A 22,141-nucleotide genomic window follows, 5' to 3' on the forward strand; every position below is an offset into this window, starting at 1 on the left:
TGTTGTGAGCTGATAGCCATTGTTATTGAGGTGGTAAAAATTACGAGAAAAACACTGTAAAAAAACGGTAACAATTAAATTTACTTTTATATTCAACTGATTTTAAAGGTTATTTTTATACTCTGTTTTTAGTGAAAAGATTTTTTTCGTTTAAGCTAGCAATGAATAGGGAGTTTGCGTGTTTTTACCATTGGGTGTGTACGGTGTTAGGTCAGTCATTATAGCTGCGTGACCTTGTGGCTAGCTTTGCCAAGCGCAGAACACATGTATAGGGAGTTCAACCGCTGCCATGTCTAAATGAGGCTTTACTTAGCAGGCTGATGTTTATCGCTTAGCTTAACCTTTAATCAAGGAGGTGAGTTTTATTAACTGATGACGGTAGCTTGGCACTATTTAGCGTGCAACAAGGCAATAAAAAGCCGAGCGATAGCTCGGCTAAAGATTCAATTGCGTGCTAGATATGGTATTGCTTATTAGTATTTTTACCAGGCATAACTTTTACTAACTTAACCATATTTTCTTTTAGCTCAACGACTTCCATTGGATAGCCGGAAATAACCAAGCTCATAGGGGCATCGGGAATATCTTCAAGATGTTCAACAATCAAGCCACTGAGTGTTTTTGGACCTTCGGTCGGTAACTCCCAGTTCATTTCTTTGTTGATATCTCGGATGTTGGCTGCGCCATCAACCAGCACCGAACCATCGCTTTGTACGTTCACCTCGTCACTGGCAGCAGGGGTTTGTGTGGTGGTAAAGTCGCCGACGACTTCTTCGAGAATATCTTCCAGTGTTACCAGCCCTTGAATATCGCCATACTCATCTACCACTAAGCCAATACGCTCTTTACTTTGCTGAAACTTTAACAGCTGAGTATTCAGTGAGGTATTTTCAGGAATATAGTAAATTTCACGTACTGCTCTGAGCAATGACGGCTTATCAAACTGTTCTTTGGTTAATAGTCGCAATGCATCGCGGGCATGAATAAAACCGACGGCATCATCAATTTGGTCGCGATACAACAACACACGAGTATGTTGCGCATTGGTCAATTGTCTCGAGATGTCTTTCCAATCATCGTTGATGTCTATTGCGTTGATCTCATTGCGTGGGATCATAATGTCTTCAACGGTAACTTGCTCTAAATCTAAAATGGAAGTCAGCATGTTTTGGTGGTTACTCGGTAGCAACGCACTGGACTCATTTACCACAGTTTTGAGTTCTTCTTTGCTGAGGCTATGTTCTTCGATTTGCTGATTAGAAATACCGAATAATTTGAGCATGCCGTTGGTGATCCAGTTTACGGTGATAACCAGCGGGAACAGTACTTTTAATAAGCCCTTTAGAATAATAGAGCTTGGGAAAGCGACTTTTTCAGGATATAACGCAGCGAGCGTTTTAGGTGTTACCTCAGCAAAGATCAGTACCACTAGGGTGAGTACAAAGGTTGAAATTGCAATCCCCATATCTCCGTACAAACGTAAACCGATAATCGTTGCGACTTGAGCCGCGGCGATATTTACTAGGTTGTTACCGATTAAGATCAGGCCGATAAGCCTGTCGGGACGTCGTAGCAACTTGCTTACGCGTTTAGCTGCACGGTGGTTTTCTTTTTCGAGGTGACGCAGTCGAATGCGGTTTATTGACATGATCCCCGTTTCAGAGCTAGAAAAATAGCCCGAGATCATGATAAGCAAGCCCAATATAATAAATAAGGTGCTTGTAGATATGTCGTCCAACAGTGGATCCCTTTCTTTCTTACGAACGTGTATTAAGCGTTAGCCAGCCCAAAGAGTCAAGTTAAAACTTGCCTAGGATGACTTCTTGAATAAATCGGCTACCAAAATAGGCCAGTGTTACTAGTCCTGAGGCAAGCATAATTGAAACCACAACAGATTTACCACGCCAGCCAAATTGGTGATGCCCTAAAGTGACGCCAGTAAAGACGACCCAAGCCGCTAAAGAGAGTACCGTTTTGTGAATATACTCTTTGGCAAACATACCATCGAGGAACACAAAACCCGATAACAACGCCAACGTTAATAGCGCTGTGCCAATGGTTAATAGTTGATACAGTTGCCTTTCAACTTGCATCAGAGGTGGCAAATGACTGTGCATGATTGCAAGGTCTTTATGTTTTAGGCGGTTATCTATGTAGAAGAATTGCACAGCATAGAGTGTAGCGATAATAAGTACGCAATAAGCTAATAATGACAACGAGATATGTATTACCAAGCCCAAATCAACATTAATGGTTTGCATCACAATATGATGAGGAATAAATAAACTGGCTGTCAGTAATAATGCAGCAAAGCCATACACCACAGGCAACAACAAGGTGGCGGGAAGCTTTAACGACACAGCCGTGACGCTGACAACGATAACCCAGCAGGTTAACAACGCGACATTAACCGTGCTCAAGTCTTGCCCTTCACTGGTAAACACTGAGTTCACCAATAGCAGCATATGCGCCAAAATCGCCAGCGTACTGAGAACAATCGTCAGTTTTTGATTTGGCCCTTCTTTATGAAATAGTCTTGATAAAACATGGCCGGTTGCAAGCACGTAGAACAGACTGGCGAATAAAGACAAGCTAATAATCAACATCAAAGTGTGCCTAATAATAAATTTCCTTTGTAAAGCTATTGTATTTTAAGCATTGCTGCTTGCATAGAGTTTCCAAAAAGAAACTTTGTCTGCACTTGAACACTGTATTAGTAGGGGCCATATCAGTATAATGTCGAGCAATTACGATTTATTGGAACCTAATACATGTTTGAAAACCTCCAGGAACGTTTAGGTAAAACGCTTAAAAACATCAGCGGCAGAGGCCGTCTAACCGAAGATAACATTAAAGAAACACTGCGCGAAGTACGGATGGCGCTGCTTGAGGCCGATGTCGCTTTACCTGTAGTCCGTGAGTTTGTTAAACAAGTAAAAGAGCGCGCTGTTGGTGTTGAGGTAACAAAAAGCCTAAGCCCAGGTCAGGTTTTTATAAAGATTGTTCGTGAAGAACTTGAAAAAGCCATGGGGGAGGCCAACGAAGAGCTAAACCTAGCTGCACAGCCGCCTGCAGTTGTCATGATGGCAGGCTTACAAGGTGCGGGTAAAACTACCAGTGTGGGTAAACTTGCTAAGTTCTTAAAAGAGCGCAAGAAAAAATCAGTGTTGGTGGTCAGTGCTGACGTATATCGTCCAGCGGCGATTAAACAGCTTGAAACTCTTGCCAGTGAAGTTGACGTTGAGTTTTTCCCCAGTGATATCTCACAAAAGCCAGTGGATATTGCCACCGGGGCGATTAGTCATGCGAAGAAAAAGTTTATTGATGTTGTACTTGTAGATACCGCGGGTCGTTTACACGTTGACAACGACATGATGGATGAGATCAAAGCGCTTCACAGTGCCATCAACCCGATTGAAACACTATTCGTTGTTGACTCGATGACCGGTCAAGATGCCGCAAACACCGCTAAAGCCTTCGATGAAGCTCTACCGCTTACCGGTGTTATTTTAACCAAAACCGATGGTGATGCGCGCGGTGGTGCAGCGTTATCAATTCGTCATATTACCGGTAAACCCATTAAGTTTATTGGTGTGGGTGAGCGTACCGATGCGCTTGAGCCATTCCACCCAGACCGTGTAGCGTCTCGTATTCTTGGTATGGGTGACGTATTGTCACTTATCGAAGAAGTTGAGATGAAGGTCGATAAAGACAAAGCCGCAAAAGTAGCGGAAAAAGTTTTTAAAGGTGACGGTTTTACATTAGAAGACTTTGCTGAACAGCTACGCCAAATGAAAAACATGGGCGGTATGATGTCTATGCTTGAAAAGCTGCCGGGTATGAATAACTTACCTGATGCAGTGAAAGGGCAGGTGGGTGACAAAGCGTTCACTCAAATGGAAGCCATTATTAACTCTATGACGCCTAAAGAGCGTGCACGCCCTGATATTATCAAAGGGTCTCGTAAAAAACGTATCGCGGCAGGTTCTGGCACCCAAGTTCAAGACATCAACAAGTTGCTTAAACAGTTTATGCAAATGCAAAAAATGATGAAGAAAATGAAGGGCAAAGGCGGCATGATGAAAATGATGCGCGGCATGAAAGGCATGTTACCACCGGGCATGATGGGCGGTGGCGGTCCGAAGTTTTAATCACAGATTGTTTAGTAAAAACCCGAGCAAGGCTCGGGTTTTTTGTGCCTGTTCGCATTGCTTGTTTATAGTAAATCCTTGGCTGTTTTTTATACTGGTGTAATTTAAAGCGTTAAAATTCGTAACTAGAGGCCCCGTTAATTTTTGCGTAAATTGTTTGTCTAAAGATCAGGCTGGATATTTATGTTCATGATTTATAATAGATTTAACTTTTATAAACGCGTCACTCATTCTCGTTTAAGTAGATTCTCGGTTTGAACTACGCCCATTGTAATTTTTTAGAGGGCTAATAGCATCTGACCTGCTAATATTTGGTGTAATTAAATTTGATGATTGGTGTGTTGTAGGGCTAGTGGGTAGAACATTAACGCGAATTCACGCTAATACACTGTTATACGAAAGGGAAAGTTCAGTGAAAACTATAACCTCTTTATTATTTTTATTGGCTTTAACATCATGTACCAATACCAGTTTAGATAAGTCATTTAGCTCAAAAGATTTAGTTGGTGTTTGGGAACTAAAATTTGATGGAATATACCCATACTGGTTTAGCCAAATAGGTTTCACTGAAGATGGTAAAAAATGTGTTTTAAGTTATGAATTTAATTCACGTGGTGAAATAGATGTAACTTATTATTCTAATCGTTATGAGATCAAAGATGGTCATTTGCTTAGTTATGTAGGGTATAGTTCTACTCCATATGTTCGTTCGGGTGACGTAATAAAAGATCGTATAGATGTTTTAACAAGTGATTATTTTGAAGTTTATATGGTTGAACCAGCTTTAGGTATGTCTCAAGAAAAGCATCAACGATTAAACAGTGTTTCTCCTGATGAGCTATGCAAGATTGTTGATAACTTTCGTATAACAAGCGGTTTATGATGGGACGCAAAAAGCTTGGCTTGCGCTCCTTCGTCGCTAATTTTAGCCAAGCCTTTTCCGCCCTATAACCGGGCGTTAAATGTCAAACGATATGCATAGTACGTTGAATAATTGGGTTCAGGAGCTTGAATCTGAAACTGAGATAGTTTCCTCAGAGGAAATCAATGAAGAAGCTAATTCAAATATGGTTTCTTTTGGTTTCAATGACACGGTGCTAAATGATTGGGGTAAAGATTCAGTTCAAGAGTTTATTGAATCTTGTGCAGAGCTTTATGAACGAAAAAGTATGGGTATTAGCATGGTGTTTTATTCATGGTTTGACGAGATGGCCGGACAAATTCGTATCTCTGCTGTAAGTCAAACACATGGTAAGCTTCCTTTTCGCTGTAAGGTTAACCCAGTAAAATTGAGCGAAATTGTGAATGGCATCTACTCTGATGATTCTGGGTTGTATACAAGAGGCGAGCTAGATGTTTGGTGCAAAAACATTTAACAAAGCGCTGCAAGGGACAAAACTACGCTACGCCAATTTGTGGTTCGCTACGCTCACTTTACCACAAATTGGCTCCACTACGTTTTGCCCATGAGCGCGGCGTTAGGTTTCAGGGCAAAGAGCAGAGTTTTGTCATACCAACACTCGAATATTAAGATGGGTTGTAAATGAAAATTAGTGAATCAATTGTGCACTATATTGGGCTTTTTGGTGGCTTTGCCATTTTCTTCCTTGTTGCTTTTGCTGGTTGGGAGTTCGCAGAGCGGTCGGTTTGGTTTGCGGAATTATGGGAATCTATGCCTAACCGTTTATTCATTATAATTTTTGGCACTGCTTCTGTTATTTGGCTATTAACGTACACCTGTTCATATTTTTGGGGGAATAGGAAATTCATCCGTACATTTAAAGAAGCAAACATATTTAAATTAGATAAGTGCAAGGATAATGAGCTAGTTAGAATACAGGGACAACTAGTTTTAATAGGAAAGCCATTGATAGCCCCTTTCTCTGGCAAAGAGTGTGCTGCTTTTGAAACAAGAGTGTCCACTATGGAAGAAGTTGTAACAACAAAAGGAGGTGGTTCGCACGTTGATTCGAAACAAATTTGGGAGACTTTAAAATTAGTTTCAGACAGAAGTGATTTTTTAATCAAGTGTGAAAGATCGTACGCGATTATTCGGGTTGATAAATGTAAATTGAAAATTCACGAAGATATCGTTCATGACGAAAATTCTTATACCAAAGACCGCGGAGGTTTCTTGGCCGAAAGTGAGAATACTTTAAGAAAAAAAGCCCTTACTAGAATAAATCTCTCGTACAGAAAGTTCATAGGTACTTATGCCGAAGATATCAAATTTGAAGAAGGTGTATTAGAGCAAGATGAACAAGTTGCTGTTAGAGGTGTTGGTAGTTGGGTTGATTTGTGCGATATAAAAGAGCTAGATTTCTTGCATTGTAAGGGTGTAGAGAGGGTGTTTGAAATCAAAAATAGTAAAGGGCACCAGTTATACATAAGTGATTCATTAGATGTTCTTGAAAAAGTTAGGGAAACTGAAACCTAACAAACAGTTTAAAAGCGGACAAAATTCAGTTGGCTGGTTTCGCTCCGCTTCACATTATAGCCAACCAAATTTTGCCTTTTAACTGAGGCGTTAGCACTACCAAGAGGACTGTCGATGAAATCAAGAGAACGTTTTTTAAACGTTTTTTAAACGGACACCCACCCTAACTTGCCCACCCTAACTTGAACGTTTTTTAAACGGACACCCACCCTAACTTGCCCACCCTAACTTGAATGCTGGGAAGGGTAGTCTAAGCTTTTGTTCTTCAGAAAACATTTCAAATTCTTAAGTTCAAGGAGTGAACGATGGGATTAGCAAGGAAGCGGCAAATCAGTTTGTCAGATACTCCGTATTATCACTGTGTGTCACGCTGTGTCAGACGCGCATTTTTGTGCGGAGAAGATAAACTCACGGGTAAATCGTATGAACATCGCAGAGGTTGGGTTGAAGAACGATTGTTGTTTTTAGCACAAGTATTTTGTATAGATGTGTGTGCGTATGCGGTAATGAGCAATCATACTCATGTGGTGTTGTTTATTGATGATAAAAAAGCCCAGAGACTGAGCGACAAAGCGGTGCTGTTACGTTGGCATAAATTGTTTAAAGGGTCGTATTTAAGTCATCGATTTTTAAATGGCGAGCGTTTAGATACGGGCCAACAGTTCTTTTTAAATAATGAGATAAAAGAATATCGCGATAGATTGTCGAGTATTAGCTGGTTTATGCGGGTGTTGAACGAAGGCATCGCACGTGAAGCAAACAAAGAAGATGGTTGTACTGGCCGATTCTGGGAAGGGCGCTTTAAAAGTCAGGCGTTACTGGATGAGGCCGCATTGATGGCCTGTATGGCCTATGTGGATTTAAACCCCATCAGAGCTAAGATGGCAAAGACACCAGAGACGTCAATACATACGAGTATCAAAAAGCGCTGTGAACATGCAAGAGCAGGTAAACAACCCAAAGTATTAGCACGTTTTGCAGGGTGTCCCAAAAAACACATGCCAAAAGGTTTGCCATACGAGCTTACATCTTACTTAGAGCTTGTTGAGCTGACAGGCAAATGTATTCGCACTGACAAACGAGGTCATATAGACCAACACGAACAACTAATTCTGCAAAGATTGAATATCAAAGCTGAAAATTGGTTTAAACTGACCACGCAATTTGAAAAAGTGTTTTATGGTGCTGTAGGCAAAGCACACAACCTCAATATGTATTGTGAGCGACAGCAGCATAAAAGGCGACGAAGTATAAAAAGCAGCGAAGCGCTATTTACCTAACACTCAAGCAGTATTACCAATGCCAAACACAATCCCCACTGTTGGAAGGACTTAGTGTGTTTAAAGCTTAAGGTAATTTACAAAAAGTCACATAAGCGAAATAATCATGGGTCAACTACGGATATATTTTTGGTAATATGGTCATAAAGAAGATACAGCCAATCAGAAAAAGGTCTGACTATCTCTTTTTAAAAGTGGGTGTCCAGTTAGCAGTTACTTTACCAATGCCAAACACAATCCCCACTGTTGGAAGGACTTAGTGTGTTTAAAGCTTAAGGTAATTTACAAAAAGTCACATAAGCGAAATAATCATGGGTCAACTACGGATATATTTTTGGTAATATGGTCATAAAGAAGATACAGCCAATCAGAAAAAGGTCTGACTATCTCTTTTTAAAAGTGGGTGTCCAGTTAGCACATTCTTTAAAAGTGGGTGTCCAGTTAGCAGTTATCCAGTTAGCAGTTAGCAGGTGTCCAGTTAGCATTAGTTAGCAGTTTATTTTAGCCAAACATTTATGCGGCCATTAACAAGGCGTTAGCCACTGGGAGAAATTTAGGTGATAGACTTTATCTGGGACATGTTTCAACATCGCCAAATCGGTGATGTGCAAGATGAACTCCGTAGTAACCATGAAAAAGATAAGTATCAAGATGGTAAAATATCGACAAATGAAGTGCGATTACGAGAGTTAGAAACACGTCACGAGCAATTAAAGCTAGTGACTATGGCTATGTGGACTTTATTAAAAGACCACTCAGGTTTAACTGAAGGTGATTTAAAAAGATACATTGAGAAAGTTGACTTAATGGATGGTAAAGCGGATGGTCGAGTGAACACTAAAGAAAAATGTGATTGTACTAAGTGTGGTCGAACAATTCTTACCTCATCATTGGCTTGTCCATATTGCGGCGGTGATCTCCATCGTAAAAGTGCGTTTTCTAGAGTGTAACTTAGCTGACAAATGATTTTACCAAAGGAGGTAAAATAGCAGGCTTACGCTCCTTGGTCGCTAATTTTAGCCAAGCATTTATGCGCCCATTAGTAAGGCGTTAGCCATCTCATGGAGAGACCAACTAAATGAAGTTTATATTAACCATCATTGTTGCATTATTTGTGGTGGGTTGTTCGTACGATGATATGAAAGAATCGATAGTTCCAAAAGAAGAGTCATCTTTTGCCAAGGAATATTTAGATCAACTTCGATTGAAAAACTATGAATATATAAAAGATCAAATGCATCCAGAGCTTCTTACCAAGGTGACACTTGAAGAACTGGATAAATTATCCAGCTTTTTTCCTGAAGGTGAGCCTTTAAAAACTGAATTAATGGGTTCCCATGTCCGCATATTCAATGATATTTGGTCGGCGAATTTTTCGTTTGAATCTAAATTCAAAGTAGATTGGTCAATATCAAGCGTTTCCATGACCAAGCAAGACGGAAAACTTTTGGTAACTGGAATTAATGTTTACCGCACTAATGAATCACAAAAAGTATTAAATTCATTTGGTAACGCAGAATTAAGTGTGTTTAAGTTTTTGATATTGGCTCTAACAATAGTCACTCCAATATTCATGGTCGTGACTTGCGTTTTTGTTTATCGAACCCCTATAGAGAAAAAGTGGCGCTGGTACTTGTTATCGTTTGTTGGTATTGGTGCGGTTGCAATGAATTGGACTACTGGCGAAATAGCTACAAAAATAGCAACAATAAAGTTTCTAGGTGTTGGTGCTAGTGCTGCAAGCGAATTCGCTCCGTTAATATTTACTTTTACAATACCTATCGGCGCAATAGCATTTTGGGCAAAACGCAAAAAAATGATTGAGCAAACGATGGCTAACAAGGTCAGTCAACAGGACGCAGCATAGCTGCGCCTTTGCTGGCGGCGTTAGAAGAGTCGATGAAAGTAGCACACTTAAAAATCTTGATTGTACCTTTATTTCTTGACCATTTTTCGACATACATAAATCTAAATGTACCTTTTATTTGGATGGCTGTTGCTTTGCTAATGGCAATCTCTTTGTTTGTTTATGCTCTAGTAACAGAAGACAAAGAAGAAGCTATGGCGAATCAAAATTTACCTCTAGGCCAGCAAAAAATACCTAATTTGAGCGTTCGGCATTTTCTATTACTTGGGTTAGTTGTTTTAAATGGAATGATAAATTTTTTTATAGGAATGGGCTCTGACATAAACACTAAAACTGAAAATGGGAAGTACTTTGCTTTGAGAGATAAGCCAAGAGAGTATTACGAAATCAGTTATGAAGAATATAAAAGCAAAATACCATTACAAATACGCTTTTGGACTGCTTTCCCTCTTATTTTTGGTGTTGCGGGGTATAATATAGTGCGTGCTCGTTGTAACTCTTCTAACAAGTCCTTAAAGCCGGATTCGTAACAGTTAGCTCGGCTCCGCTTCACATTTTAGCCAACAATTATTCACCGCTTAAGGCAGCATTGGTATGACTCCCACTGTCAAGTTAAGCGCACCGATCCTTGTTTAACTTCTTAAACCATAATGTGGAGCTCGAATTAGAGCGAGTTAATGCATGGATGAAGCAAGTAGTTTCGCCGGTTATCATGGCGAAGCGTCGCCCCGGTGGTATTCGTGGTTTTTCAACCTTGCGGTTAACAAAGCCTACCTTATTTATTTCGTCCTATGCCGATTATCGGTGGCACCTGTCTTCAGTCTATGCTCGTGGGTCAATCAGTTTTCACTGGTTGCCATCCTAACGCCGTCGGTGATTGTGCCACACCCGATGCTTGATCCAACGCATTAACTCAAATTCGAACATTTATGCTGGTACTCTTGCTAAGGGAAGTGGACAGTTACACCTCATCTTTGAATGCGGTCCTCCAGTAGGGCAATTTTTACCTAAACCTTTCCTTAAGTTTTGTTTTTAGGTAAATTGCTGTTTTAGAATTATAAATTCGGCTTGTTAAATAGGCGCACGAGTTTTAGAAGTGGAACGTCGACGGATGATAAGCAGTTCAGTGGAACATTGCGAGCTATTCACTTTGCCTAAGATTATAACCAGCTGAATTTTACCCATTAGCTGAGTGTTATATCTTAAAAGATAATTGCTCTCGAGAAAGAAAGGTAGTTTGTAATAAATTTACGCTATCATACACAATTCACCTACTTGTAGTTATTCATGATTATACCAATTAAAAACGTCTCCTCATCGGATGTATCTTGCTCAAACTGCGAAGCTTGTTGCTGCCGTCTTGAAGTTATGATTATTTCAGACACGGGTGTGCCAGAGCAATTTATCGAACGCGACCAGTATGGTGGTGAGACAATGAAGCGACTATACGATGGTTGGTGTGCAGCCTTAGATAGAGAAACTTTAATGTGCACGATTTATGAAAATCGCCCTTGGATATGTCGCGAATTTGAAATGGGATCTCATGAATGCTTGGATGAGCGAGTGAAGTATCTATAGGGTATTATTCTTAATTTATAAAAGCATAACTGAAAACCAAAAGGGTGCAGTGTAAGTACCATGAGCAATCGCATTTAATGGCCGTTATGTGAATCAAAATGGAGCGGTACACTATGTTAGAGATTAGACCCAATTGCGAATGCTGCGATAAAGATTTAGCCCCAGATTCTACACAAGCAATGATATGCACATATGAATGTACCTTTTGTGTCACGTGCGTAAATGAGATACTAGAGAATGTATGTCCAAATTGCGGTGGGGGCTTTATGCCGCGTCCTATTCGGCCAAAAGTAGCAAGGCGTGAAGGTTTAAGTATTAGCCATCAACCAGCGTCTGTTAAAAGAATACATAGCAAATATAGTATTGAAGAACTTAAAGAATTCTCAGCAAAAGCCAAACATATCAAGCCTGAAGAACGCTAAGCTTAGAAGTCGAGTGAATTCGTAGATAAGGCATTATTAAACACAGTCATTACAGCGCTTGAAGATAAGGGTTGTTCGCCAGTAAAATACGTCTTTGCCATTTATAGTTTGGTGGTATTAATACGGTTTGTTAGTTTAAGCCTTTTAAAGCAGTGTATAAACGCATGACAAGTCGTTTAACTGGGAAAAGTTGGACCAGCTTGATTCTGGCTTGCCCAATTTATCTATTAACAGGGCATTATAAGCAATAGGAGAGACCGTGCATCCCAATAGAAACGCAATAGCCTTTGGTGGCCTTGTAGCGACAGTTTTATTTTTTGTAATTTTGATTGTTCTCGCATTAATGGCATGGCCAAAGTATAAAGTCTACAAGTTAGAAATGAACGGCATTGCAGCACTTAAAGAAGCTGAGTGGAGCAAACAAATCTTAATCGAAGAAGCTAAAGCTAGAGAGCAAGCGGCGCTAATGCAAGCTAAGGCGAGAGTAACCTTGGCTCAGGCTGAAGGCGAAGCTAAAATTGTTCAAGCCAAGGCGGAAGGTCAAGCTGATATTGAACGCGCGAAAGCTGCGGCAGAAGCTAACAAAATTATTGGTCAGTCGTTAAAAGGCAATGAGGCTTATCTACGTTACATTTGGATCAAAGGGTTGCAAGAGGGTAATGGCGAACGTATTTATATACCAACAGAAGCAGGGCTGCCGATTCTAGAAGCTGGAAAGGCTGGTGAGTAGCGTGCTAAATAAGCTAAATTGCTAAACTGGAACATTATAAAAAGAAAAAAGTTAAAGTTGCTTTAATTTTTCTTTTTATTGGGGTGGTTGGACTAAAGGTTTTTACCACCTTTTTAACATTTGATTGGCTTGCGAGCTTGTTTAGCTAATAAAATTGTTGAGGAAAAACTACTAGACAATAAGTAAAGACAAGTAACCTCATGTCCTTTATCATTTATTATATAGTTACATTAGTGTAAGTAACAAGTATAGCAAGGAGCAAGTATGAGAATTCAAGCTGATGTAGGAACGATTGACATCTTAGGTCATTTAATCCTTTGGTTTATTTTAATATTAATAACCTTTGGTATCGGAGCATTCTTTTTTCCATATTCATTTTCTAAATTTATAATTAATCGCTCGCAATTAATTGATGAACAAGGAAACCAGAGACAAATGGTATGTCATACCGATATATTTGGGAATATAGGCCACGTAATACTTTGGTTTATTATTACTCTGCTTACACTTGGTTTGGGTTACGCTTTTTATTTTTACAAAGTTTGGAATTATTCACTAAACAATACAACGATTGAGTAGTTTTTTACTAAATAAGCCAATCTAGGCAGACGTTAGGATTCAGGAGAAAATCAATGTCGTGGACGTGTCAAAACTGCAATACCATCATAGACGATGATTCTTTTGAAGTATGTTGGAACTGTCGCTGTGAAAAAGGAAAATCAGCTCCTGATCAAGACCTTACCAATCTAACTCCTGATTGTATTAGATGCCAAACAGGTTTAACTTTCATTGGAACAAAAAATTTCCACGAAGGAACTCGCTGGGGCGTTCTGGGGGAGTTAGGTGAACTATTTGTCAGTAAAGAAAATTTAGACATGTATGCATGCAAATCTTGCGGTAAAGTTGAGTTCTTTATCGCAGGATTCCACAAACACCAACAAGGCAATTGAGCTGATGCATTGCCGGAGTTTGTTTTCGCCTCGCGTCGGAGTATAACAAACAGAATTTTGTCTTTTAATTTGGCTTAAGTTACCTATAAGAGTGATAAAGTTGAGAGTAGATTAGACACAATCAATTTAACCGTGGGTGAACTAAACGTTCAGTTGGTACGTAATAAGGGTCATTTCAAAACAAGGTGATTTGCAGTGAAATTGACCCCTGAAGCCGAGTCAAGAATTATAGAAATGGCATGGGAAGACCGGACTCCATTTGAGGCGATTGAATTTCAATTTGGTTTAAGTGAGTCTGAAGTTATTCGTTTTATGCGAACTCGACTCAAATCATGTAGTTTTAAGTTGTGGCGTGAACGCGTGAGTGGTCGCAACGCGAAGCATATGAAGTTACGTTGTCCAGATATTACGAGAGGTTATTGTCCGACACAGTATAAGCACCGATAATCGTTCACATGGCACATCAAAAAAATGAGTAATAGTCGTGCTCATTTAATTTAAGAGACGTTTTTATGAAAGACATTAAAAGTATATGGTTTTGGTTTACTTTAGTAGTATGTCCATTGTTGGTTTTATTAGGTATCTTTACTCTTGGGAAGTTGCTTGGTCAGTACATGTATTCTGAGCAATTTGGCTTTTCTTCTATAGCGATTACGCAAATCGGATTCATTGGCGCTGGAATATGTGCTTTTTCTCAATTATTAATCACATTAAAACAAGCAAAAAAACGATTTGCAAAATAATAAATCGAACAGTTTGCTCTGTTTCACCGCAAATTTTACAAAGCGATAGTTAGCCTTTTAAATAGGTATAACTTCAAGGAAGGTATAGTGGAATTCCCAGAGTTAGAAACATCACGGTTAGCCCTTAATAAGTTATCAAAGGACGATACGCCAGCTTTGTTCGAAATTTTTTCCGATAAAAGCGTAGTTAAATATTACGATATCGACGCTCATAAATCAGAAGAACAGTCTTCTGCATTAATTGATTTCTTCAATAGTCGCTTTGATGAAAAAGTTGGTATTCGATGGGCCATTAGAGAGAAAAACACAGGTCAGTTGATTGGCACATGTGGGTTGAACGCAATAAACTCTAAGATGAAAAATGCAGGTATAGGTTATGAGCTTTCACCCAAATACTGGGGGCTTGGTTTTACAACTGAGGCATTGCGAAAGATCATTGGCTTAGCATTTTCTAAAGAATCACCGTTTTGTGAATTATACAGAATCCAAGCAGATACCATGATAGATAATGTGGCTTCTGAAGCAGTACTAAAAAAGTTAGGTTTTAGAGAGGAAGGGGTTCGGCGCTCAAGTGGCTATTGGAAAAATGAGTTTCATGATTTAAAGTGCTTTGGTTTATTAAAGCCTGAATTTAGAGAAGCATAACAGGTAAATCAACGTATAAGCTTATTAAAGGTCGGCTCGTATTCTTTATCTCTCAATTTAGTCAATTATGATCGAGCACATTATTGTGGTGTTAGTTTTCATGGAGGAAGTATTTTGGAAATCTGGAAGTTATTGCTCTTTATTCCTCCGTGTTTTGCGCTCAACATGGCACCGGGACCAAATAACCTGCTATCTATGAATAATGCACGCTGCTACGGCTTTAAGTCTTCTTTGGTTGCGGGTTTTGGGCGGATTGCCGCATTTTCGGTAATGATTGCATTGGCAGCTTCAGGGTTAGCTGTTGTGCTACAACTATCTGAGACTCTATTTTTAACGATCAAAGTCTTAGGGGCTGGCTATTTGTTGTGGATCGCTTTTAAACTTTGGTGTTCAGAGACTAACCTTGTCACGGAAATAGAAAATAATAGCAGCCGTTTGGGTTTAGCTAAGCAAGAGTTTGTATTAGCAGCGGGTAATCCTAAGGCAATTTTAATTTTCACCGCGTTTCTTCCTCAGTTTATCGATGTTTCGGCCCGTGTAAACGAACAGTTCTTTATTCTTGGAATTATATTCTTGATGTTAGAAATGACCGCTATATCTGTTTATGCCATGTTTGGGATATATTTAAGGCAATGGTTTACTAGGCCGACAATGACGAAGCGCTTTAACAGAGCATGCGCTACTTTTCTTGCCATATCTGGAGTGAACCTGCTGTTTAGTCGCCAGCAATAAAACGAGCAAGCTGTTGAGCTAACTAATCACTAAACTTAGGCAATTTCCGTTCTAATTCAACTTAGTGTTTATCCTTAAGCAGATTAAAAAATCAATGCTTAGTTTATTTGGTTTATTGATTAATGGTGTTTTTTCTATAGCATTTAGTCAGCTTGGTAAATTAATGGACAATAAGTTAAATATAGGTCGTCATATTGATGGTCTTTTAGGGGTTATCTTTTTAGGCTTGGCAACTCGTTTAGCGACTAGCAAGTAATGAATGCCAATGAGCCGCGCTCAACAATAAAATATGTTTTGCTTCGTTTGAGGCATTAATACAAGGAACTAAAATGACTCTTGCTGTAGTTTGGAACAGTCCATCAGGTCTACACTTTGCGTCAGACTCTAGAATCTCAAAAGGAGATAAAAGCTCTGACTATGGTGTAAAAATAGTGCCTGTTCACGTCAAGGTTTTTGAACCCGCAAAGGATGGTGCGCCTCCTCCAGTTGCTTTTGATAGTGTTTACGGAATGTGCTTTGCCGGTGAGTTCTCAGGTGCGTCCGTCATTAGAAACTTTTTAGCGATTACATTACAACGCTTACAGTTTGTACCAACCTTTACCAATGTCTCTTTTTTAAATATATGCAAAATAGTAGACAAAATATACGCCGAGTTATCAACGAAATTACAGAGTGAAATTGAAACTGATAGCATAGATTTTTTTCTTGCTGGTTACTGTCCCCATAACAAAAGAACGATGCTTGCAAAGTTTTATATAGACTATGGGGATGCTATCGATAAGTTTGAACCTAAGTATGAAATCATTTCTTATGAAAGTGCTAGTCAACCAATTTACTATATTGGGTCTGGAGAAAACGAATTTTCACTGCATCTAGATATCCACAAAGAGAAGCCTATTTCTAAAAGACCGCTTTATGCTTTGCAAAGCTTGATTAAGTCGGGGAGGATCTCCTCTGTGGGGGGAAATATTCAAGTAGGGACTTTCGATAGTAATAATGAATTTTACATGCTCGGAATTGCAGAAGAACATAAGGATGAGAATGGGTTAATCAGAGCAATATCATACTACTATGCGGGGATCGATATGAATAGCAACTCAATTGAAACGGATGATGGTGCATTTATGGTGATGGGCAACTTTGTTGACCCTTTTCGCTTGATACTTTAACAATTTTTTGCATCCGCAATCAGATTAAAAAAGCATTTAGTGTTAATCCCATAATCACAATGGGATTATTTAATTATCATTATCTTAATTGGAAAAATAGCTCAAATAACAGGGCTTAATTAAGGGCATCTTATCCTTTAAAAGGAGTTTTAGTGAAATCCGTGACCTTCAGGCTTGTGATATTAAAAGCTGTGCGCTGAAGAAAAGTTGTGATTCACCATGTGACTGCTCTTTGTTTTAAAACACTATGCGGAGCTTGAATATTTCGATAAATCAACGTTCTTTGCAAGGAATGATCTTTACGAATTAAAATAGTTTTTTTAATATGGCTCAGTTAAAAATATAACAATAATGAGGGAAAATATGGATATTGAAGTTTTCCGACCTAAACAATATCAAGATATGGCAAGAGACTATAAATTGTTTGCCGATGGTCAAGAGGTTGCTGTAATCAAACGAGGCGTTACTCAAGTAGTGTCATTACCAGACGACACAAAAGCTATTCAGGCTAAAATTGATTGGTGTTCTAGCGAGCCTGTGAAATTATCTGAGTTAAAATCCAAAAAAATCACGATTAAAAATACCTTTGCTGGAAATATAGTCAAAGTGTTGTTTTTAACTTTTTATTATATTTCGTTAGGTAAGAATAAATACCTCACTATTGAGAGCAGGGTATAGCACGCTAATTGTGGCAGCGTGCGATGTTAACTAACTTTAACTCCTTTGTGCTAAAGGAGATCCTGTTATTGTGTGTCACCACCTGCGGCGTTAGAGAAATTTGGAGGTATCATGGCGTTGAGCCTTACAAATCAGGCACCAAATGCTGAACAGTTCATTCTTCTACGTAGCAAGGTCGGCTGGACAAACCCAGAGCCTGACACTGTTCAAGTAAGCTTAGATAATTCACTTTTTCATATTTGTGTGTATATCGCATCACGATTGGTAGGTTATGGTCGTATTGTTGGCGATGGTGCGATGTATTTTTATGTTCAAGACATTGTTATTGACCCAGACCATCAAAACCAAGGACTGGGCACCTTGGTCATGCATGAAATTGAGCTATTTTTAGCGGGAAGTGCAAAATCAGGCGCAACCATCGCCTTGCTGGCTGCTTATGGCAAAGAAAAATTCTACTCAAAATTCGGTTACAGTAGTCGAACTGGAGAGCCACTTGGTCTAGGCATGTGTAAGTTTGTTGAATAATCATTTTGAATGCGCTGGGTTTAATGAAAAAATCGCGATGGATACTGCGCTGTGTAGTTGTGAAATAACAACTTCGTTTAACAAGCTTTGAACAGGGTAGGCAGTTGACTGTTTTTTCTTAGCGACAGATTTTTTGGGAATATTTTCATACATATCAGTTGTAAGTAACGTATGAGAATGGTTCATGAACAACGAACACAAGGAACATATCATGCCAATTACACTGCATCTAATCTTGTTATTTCTAGCACAGATCACCGCTTTGCTTGGTGGTTTTATGTTGGGCATGTTTGTTCATGAAGCCTCGGAGGCTTTACTACCTGACATTTTGCAGGTCAAAGAGGTGGTATTTATTGTTTTCGGGATGGTGCCAGCCGCGTTAGCGCTTCTTGTTAAAGACTATGTATTTCGCAATCTGATCACCGCGCTGTGTCCTAAATGTGGTGGGCGCTCCAAATACCGAGCTAGCCGTAAAGAGAAGGCCATACTCTGTGGCTACAAGAAGGTACCTATCACCTACCATTGTCAGGAATGTGGCTATGTTCACAGAACTCGAATTTATTCTTCGAGCTCAGCCAATCATCATTAATTGGAAGTGCTGTGATGGGGCAAGTTTTAAGTCTTTTGCGACAGCATGTTGATAACATGGCAATAAACTTTTGTTAGCACGTATAGTGCTCTACAGAAGTTCATCATGATGCTTCCCTTGAGCGCGCCGCTATTTTTATGGAAAAATTAGCGAACAACGATTACGAACATTTAGTTCAACTCCAATTAGAATGAATATTTATGAAGTGCAAAAAGTGTAAATCAAAAATTACTTCGCCAAGAATAAAGACCACAAGTATTGATGGCCACCCTGTGGCAGTAATATCGTGTCCTGCGTGCGGTGAAAATTTAGAAGAATCAAAAAAACAATGGATTGTATTACTTATTCTAATCTTAGCTCTAGGTCTGTTTTACCTATATTGAGTTATAAGCCTTTCAAGAAATAATGTTTCAGGTATCGCACTTGCTATCTAGTTAAAGGTTCTGTCGGGCAAAGTTCGTTACATCGCGCGATAAGGTTTTGAGCCCTCTGTTTGACTCACATTATTAGCTATCTTGGAAAAAACCGCAAAGTCATAATGATTACGGTATCGTGTCGTAGCCTCTATGCGGCGATGATGGCCGATCATTAAATTGAGCGTTTGCTCATTCGTCTTGACAGTCTGTCACCATAGAGTAGCGTGTTCTTCAGTGGCCTGTCTTTGCATTTGACTGTTACGTTGTCGAATTTCGTTATTAATAACTGTATAAATAAACAGTTGTTGTGCTATGGTATTGCAAAATTAAAACAAGATACAAGGTAGAACAATGTTAATGGATTTAGATCCCAGCGCTCCAAAAGATTTTGATTTTATCATTGGTCAGTGGAATGTTAAGCATCGACGACTAAAGGATATTTTAAATGGCGGTGAGCAGTGGGTTGAATTTGACGGTCAGTCGTCCACCGTTAAGACGCTCGGAGGGTTCGGGAATATAGAGGATAATCACCTGCATTTTCCAGACGCATCTATAAGAGCAAAAGCCATACGATCTTATAACGCCAAAACAGGAGAGTGGTCAATTTGGTGGTTAGATGGTCGTGATCCAAATAGTTTAGATACCCCAGTTGTGGGAAAATTCGTTGATGGCGTTGGGCGGTTTTATGCGGACGAAGTGTATAATGGCAAAGCTATTAAAATCAGGTTTGTGTGGAATGCCACAAACCCAAATAAACCCACATGGGAGCAGGCATTTTCTGCGGATGAAGGGAAAACTTGGGAAGTTAATTGGCAAATGGAATTTACGCCCAGCAATTAATTGCTAGAAAAGCCTAGAGCGCCATTCGAGGAGCTTTTTATGGTTTGTTGGTCAACGCTTAACAATACTGTGCGTTTTCTTTATCAACTATTATAAAGCTTCTTAACTGGTGCTAACCAAGAAAGGTAAAGTTACCGTGAGTAATCGCATCATAGAAGTCTTCCCATTGGCTTAGAGCACAAGCATGTTCGACGAGTCACCGTTACGGCGCAATGAATGCTCTGTACGGGTCGCCTATTCTTACTTATTTAATTTAGTAAGGGAATAAATAATAGAAGAATTTTATTGACCTATTCGCTTTGTTCAATATTATATCCAGCCGATTAAAGCCTAATTAAAGGGCGTAGCGATGCTAAGGAGATATACCATTGGAAGCGGCAGAAATTAAAAACGAAACCTCAAATGCAGAAACAAAACCAGCCAGCCCATGGAGGAGGTTTGCAGCTTATGCACTCGACTTCATAATATTGTTCATCGCCTTAAAGCTAATAGGTGTAGAGTTTAGATTTGCTGAAAAGTTAGATAGCGGGATTATACATATTGGATATAACGCGAACGTTATTGTTTTATTGGTATTCTTTGTTTATTTTGTTGCCTGCCACAAGGTGTTTGGATTTACCTTAGGTAAATTTATAGCGAGAATAAAAGTGGTGAGATCAAATGAAGGGATGTTGGAATTAAATCATTTAATTATTAAAGATTTATTGTCCATGCGTTATATACCTTGGTGGTATCAACTTGCTCCAAGTGGTGCAGCAGCATTTGGTTCAACCTTTATAAATACTCCAAATGGAGCAACAATAACCTGTTTATTTATCGCTTATTTTTTTATTCAAAACCTAAGCTTACTTTTTATTAAAAACAATAGGTCGTTGGCTGATCTTTGTGCTGGAACCAAAGTCGTCAGGCTATAAGAACTATGTTTGTTAAGTATTATTATCAACCATGTTTCTTGATGCACATCTGCTGAATATTTGTCAAATTTGAGATAAATAACGGGCTCATTTTGTTGGATTAATATTGTAACTCCAATTATTCTTGTTTTGGTTTTATCGTCAATGTTAGGGAAAGTAATGTTAAAAAAGCTGTACTTGTGTACTTTTATTTTATTTCTGGCTGCATGTAACTCAACTCACAAACCTTCTGTGGTGGCAATGTCAGCAGAAATGACTTCAAGCGACCCAGAATATGGTTACAGCGCTAGCAAGCCTATAGAACTGGGTGGTTTCTTAATTGGTAGTAAATATCATGGCTCGCATGTGGAGTATTTTGAAAGCTTGATGGGGCCAAATGGTGAACAAGTGACAGTGCAGCGTATTGGAAGCTGTTGTCCATTTGAAGACTCATCCATGCCCTTTGGCGGCGGTTTATTAGACAAGTACCAGTTATCTTATGAAGGCATACCTGAACCAGTTGTTATTCATGTGAATTTGTATAAGTTCAACAAGCCAATGGCTCCAAAAGGTTTCACTTTGCTATAAACATCAATAACCAGATATTTAAGCTAGGCCGTTTCAGTAACTCGCTTAGCTTAGTGTCAATTTTATTCTGCGTATTATGGTTATGTATAGTGGCGCTATGTCGATGTGTAAAACAATAAAGAGAGAATACGAGAGTTCAAAAACCTATTAATTTTGACGCTATTTGCTGGAGCGATATATTTTTTATTGAGCGAACAGTACTCGTTGGGGCTCCCTTTATTTGTAATGGCGATGCTCTGTTCGAAATTAGCAAGAGGCTATTTCTTTTTTGGCTTTGAGGCACATTCAGGTGATTGTGATCATGGGCCAAGTAGCCCAAGCGGTGGAGGAGATGATGGCGGTGGTGGTGGTGATTGATCCTGTAGCCAGCCATTAAAGCCTAGGTGCTCAGGGGACATTGCCAACTTCAACCTTAATTTAAAACTTGGTTTGAAAACGGATGCGAATGGTGTATCACTCAAGTTTTTCTTCAGAAATTTACATAGCGCTGGCAAAAAGCGCTAGTAACTATCAAATTAGTAATCAACATATCTCAGTTATGACAACTTGGCGCACATGGTATAGCGACGCTCTGATTGTTTATCTGGCGCAACGCGAAGAGTCAATGAATAAAGCCAAACAGCCTCCCTAGTTGTATGCCGATACTTAAGCCTTTTGCTGTCCTGCGCCGTGTATCTAACATGACCGTATTTTTCTCAATAAGCGCTGAAGTGTGTGTCTATTTAGGATGTTAGGCGCTGTCGATAACATTGATAATCAACAAATGTGTACTAAAGTCACAGTAGTGACTCTTTGTGCTGAATACCCCCTGAATTACTGACAAATAGAACATTAAAATGGTTTCTAGCTCAGTTGGAGTGCCACCAGAGCAAAGTTGCATACCCGTCCTCAAAGGAAACTGAGAAAGC

At 39.3% G+C, this 22,141-nt stretch carries 29 protein-coding genes; 26 read left to right on the plus strand and 3 right to left on the minus strand.

Annotated elements, in window-relative coordinates; all coding sequences use genetic code 11:
* Window positions 1-454: 454 nt before the first annotated feature.
* Complete coding sequence (locus C2M32_RS07445) at window positions 455-1,738, minus strand: HlyC/CorC family transporter (RefSeq protein ID WP_105167821.1); 1,284 nt, start codon at window positions 1,736-1,738, stop codon at window positions 455-457.
* Between the two features lie 61 nt (window positions 1,739-1,799).
* Complete coding sequence (locus C2M32_RS07450) at window positions 1,800-2,606, minus strand: cytochrome C assembly family protein (RefSeq protein ID WP_105167822.1); 807 nt, start codon at window positions 2,604-2,606, stop codon at window positions 1,800-1,802.
* Window positions 2,607-2,771: 165 nt separating this feature from the next.
* Here C2M32_RS07450 and ffh point away from each other — a divergent pair, with 165 nt between their 5' ends.
* The 26 genes from ffh to C2M32_RS07590 all read left to right on the plus strand — a co-directional run bounded on the left by ffh (window position 2,772) and on the right by C2M32_RS07590 (window position 21,590).
* A complete protein-coding gene (ffh, locus tag C2M32_RS07455) occupies window positions 2,772-4,151 on the plus strand; it encodes a signal recognition particle protein (RefSeq protein ID WP_105167823.1) in 1,380 nt (459 codons plus the stop codon).
* A gap of 412 nt (window positions 4,152-4,563) precedes the next feature.
* Window positions 4,564-5,034 carry a hypothetical protein gene (locus tag C2M32_RS07460; RefSeq protein ID WP_105167824.1) on the plus strand — a complete coding sequence of 157 codons (471 nt, stop codon included), beginning with the start codon at window positions 4,564-4,566 and terminating at the stop codon, window positions 5,032-5,034.
* Between the two features lie 79 nt (window positions 5,035-5,113).
* Window positions 5,114-5,527, plus strand: a complete 414-nt coding sequence (locus C2M32_RS07465) for a hypothetical protein (RefSeq protein WP_105167825.1) — start codon at window positions 5,114-5,116, stop codon at window positions 5,525-5,527.
* Window positions 5,528-5,694: 167 nt separating this feature from the next.
* A complete protein-coding gene (locus C2M32_RS07470; protein WP_105167826.1) occupies window positions 5,695-6,588 on the plus strand; it encodes a hypothetical protein in 894 nt (297 codons plus the stop codon).
* A 305-nt stretch (window positions 6,589-6,893) separates the two neighbouring features.
* Window positions 6,894-7,868, plus strand: coding sequence for a transposase (locus C2M32_RS07475; RefSeq protein ID WP_105167827.1), 975 nt, complete (start codon window positions 6,894-6,896; stop codon window positions 7,866-7,868).
* 557 nt (window positions 7,869-8,425) lie between these two features.
* Complete coding sequence (locus tag C2M32_RS07480) at window positions 8,426-8,818, plus strand: hypothetical protein (RefSeq protein WP_158678161.1); 393 nt, start codon at window positions 8,426-8,428, stop codon at window positions 8,816-8,818.
* Between the two features lie 128 nt (window positions 8,819-8,946).
* The gene (locus C2M32_RS07485; RefSeq protein WP_105167829.1) at window positions 8,947-9,735 is read left to right on the plus strand and encodes a hypothetical protein; all 789 of its coding nucleotides are present in this window, start codon (window positions 8,947-8,949) and stop codon (window positions 9,733-9,735) included.
* Between the two features lie 32 nt (window positions 9,736-9,767).
* Window positions 9,768-10,265: a hypothetical protein gene (locus C2M32_RS07490; protein ID WP_105167830.1), complete on the plus strand. Its 498-nt coding sequence runs from the start codon at window positions 9,768-9,770 to the stop codon at window positions 10,263-10,265.
* Window positions 10,266-11,022: 757 nt separating this feature from the next.
* On the plus strand, window positions 11,023-11,313 hold the full coding sequence (locus C2M32_RS07495; protein WP_105167831.1) for a YkgJ family cysteine cluster protein: 291 nt from the start codon (window positions 11,023-11,025) through the stop codon (window positions 11,311-11,313).
* Window positions 11,314-11,426: 113 nt separating this feature from the next.
* Window positions 11,427-11,735, plus strand: coding sequence for a DUF1272 domain-containing protein (locus tag C2M32_RS20995; protein WP_105167832.1), 309 nt, complete (start codon window positions 11,427-11,429; stop codon window positions 11,733-11,735).
* A gap of 259 nt (window positions 11,736-11,994) precedes the next feature.
* Window positions 11,995-12,465, plus strand: a complete 471-nt coding sequence (locus C2M32_RS07505) for a hypothetical protein (protein WP_105167833.1) — start codon at window positions 11,995-11,997, stop codon at window positions 12,463-12,465.
* A 264-nt stretch (window positions 12,466-12,729) separates the two neighbouring features.
* The gene (locus tag C2M32_RS07510) at window positions 12,730-13,044 is read left to right on the plus strand and encodes a DUF6693 family protein (RefSeq protein ID WP_105167834.1); all 315 of its coding nucleotides are present in this window, start codon (window positions 12,730-12,732) and stop codon (window positions 13,042-13,044) included.
* Between the two features lie 53 nt (window positions 13,045-13,097).
* Window positions 13,098-13,415, plus strand: a complete 318-nt coding sequence (locus C2M32_RS07515) for a hypothetical protein (RefSeq protein WP_105167835.1) — start codon at window positions 13,098-13,100, stop codon at window positions 13,413-13,415.
* A 195-nt stretch (window positions 13,416-13,610) separates the two neighbouring features.
* Window positions 13,611-13,862 carry a TIGR03643 family protein gene (locus tag C2M32_RS07520; protein ID WP_105167836.1) on the plus strand — a complete coding sequence of 84 codons (252 nt, stop codon included), beginning with the start codon at window positions 13,611-13,613 and terminating at the stop codon, window positions 13,860-13,862.
* A gap of 65 nt (window positions 13,863-13,927) precedes the next feature.
* The gene (locus C2M32_RS07525; protein ID WP_105167837.1) at window positions 13,928-14,158 is read left to right on the plus strand and encodes a hypothetical protein; all 231 of its coding nucleotides are present in this window, start codon (window positions 13,928-13,930) and stop codon (window positions 14,156-14,158) included.
* A gap of 87 nt (window positions 14,159-14,245) precedes the next feature.
* Window positions 14,246-14,803 carry a GNAT family N-acetyltransferase gene (locus C2M32_RS07530; RefSeq protein WP_105167838.1) on the plus strand — a complete coding sequence of 186 codons (558 nt, stop codon included), beginning with the start codon at window positions 14,246-14,248 and terminating at the stop codon, window positions 14,801-14,803.
* A 114-nt stretch (window positions 14,804-14,917) separates the two neighbouring features.
* Window positions 14,918-15,535, plus strand: a complete 618-nt coding sequence (locus C2M32_RS07535) for a LysE family translocator (protein WP_105167839.1) — start codon at window positions 14,918-14,920, stop codon at window positions 15,533-15,535.
* Window positions 15,536-15,629: 94 nt separating this feature from the next.
* Window positions 15,630-15,791 (plus strand): hypothetical protein, encoded by a 162-nt coding sequence (locus C2M32_RS07540; RefSeq protein WP_199886133.1) that lies wholly within the window; start codon window positions 15,630-15,632, stop codon window positions 15,789-15,791.
* 73 nt (window positions 15,792-15,864) lie between these two features.
* Window positions 15,865-16,704: a hypothetical protein gene (locus C2M32_RS07545; RefSeq protein ID WP_105167840.1), complete on the plus strand. Its 840-nt coding sequence runs from the start codon at window positions 15,865-15,867 to the stop codon at window positions 16,702-16,704.
* Window positions 16,705-17,067: 363 nt separating this feature from the next.
* Window positions 17,068-17,382, plus strand: a complete 315-nt coding sequence (locus C2M32_RS07550; protein ID WP_105167841.1) for a hypothetical protein — start codon at window positions 17,068-17,070, stop codon at window positions 17,380-17,382.
* Between the two features lie 111 nt (window positions 17,383-17,493).
* The gene (locus C2M32_RS07555) at window positions 17,494-17,907 is read left to right on the plus strand and encodes a GNAT family N-acetyltransferase (RefSeq protein WP_105168031.1); all 414 of its coding nucleotides are present in this window, start codon (window positions 17,494-17,496) and stop codon (window positions 17,905-17,907) included.
* 211 nt (window positions 17,908-18,118) lie between these two features.
* Window positions 18,119-18,496, plus strand: a complete 378-nt coding sequence (locus C2M32_RS07565) for a hypothetical protein (RefSeq protein WP_158678162.1) — start codon at window positions 18,119-18,121, stop codon at window positions 18,494-18,496.
* Between the two features lie 773 nt (window positions 18,497-19,269).
* Window positions 19,270-19,752, plus strand: coding sequence for a DUF1579 domain-containing protein (locus C2M32_RS07575; RefSeq protein ID WP_234401254.1), 483 nt, complete (start codon window positions 19,270-19,272; stop codon window positions 19,750-19,752).
* 368 nt (window positions 19,753-20,120) lie between these two features.
* A complete protein-coding gene (locus tag C2M32_RS07580; protein ID WP_158678163.1) occupies window positions 20,121-20,666 on the plus strand; it encodes an RDD family protein in 546 nt (181 codons plus the stop codon).
* Between the two features lie 159 nt (window positions 20,667-20,825).
* Window positions 20,826-21,233, plus strand: coding sequence for a hypothetical protein (locus C2M32_RS07585; RefSeq protein ID WP_105167847.1), 408 nt, complete (start codon window positions 20,826-20,828; stop codon window positions 21,231-21,233).
* A gap of 186 nt (window positions 21,234-21,419) precedes the next feature.
* Window positions 21,420-21,590 carry a hypothetical protein gene (locus tag C2M32_RS07590; RefSeq protein WP_158678164.1) on the plus strand — a complete coding sequence of 57 codons (171 nt, stop codon included), beginning with the start codon at window positions 21,420-21,422 and terminating at the stop codon, window positions 21,588-21,590.
* Window positions 21,591-21,963: 373 nt separating this feature from the next.
* Here C2M32_RS07590 and C2M32_RS20480 read toward each other — a convergent pair whose 3' ends face one another.
* Window positions 21,964-22,113: a hypothetical protein gene (locus C2M32_RS20480; RefSeq protein WP_158678165.1), complete on the minus strand. Its 150-nt coding sequence runs from the start codon at window positions 22,111-22,113 to the stop codon at window positions 21,964-21,966.
* Window positions 22,114-22,141: the final 28 nt, after the last annotated feature.

It is taken from the genome of Pseudoalteromonas sp. T1lg23B (assembly GCF_002964665.1).
In the GTDB taxonomy this organism is placed as follows: Bacteria; Pseudomonadota; Gammaproteobacteria; order Enterobacterales; family Alteromonadaceae; genus Pseudoalteromonas.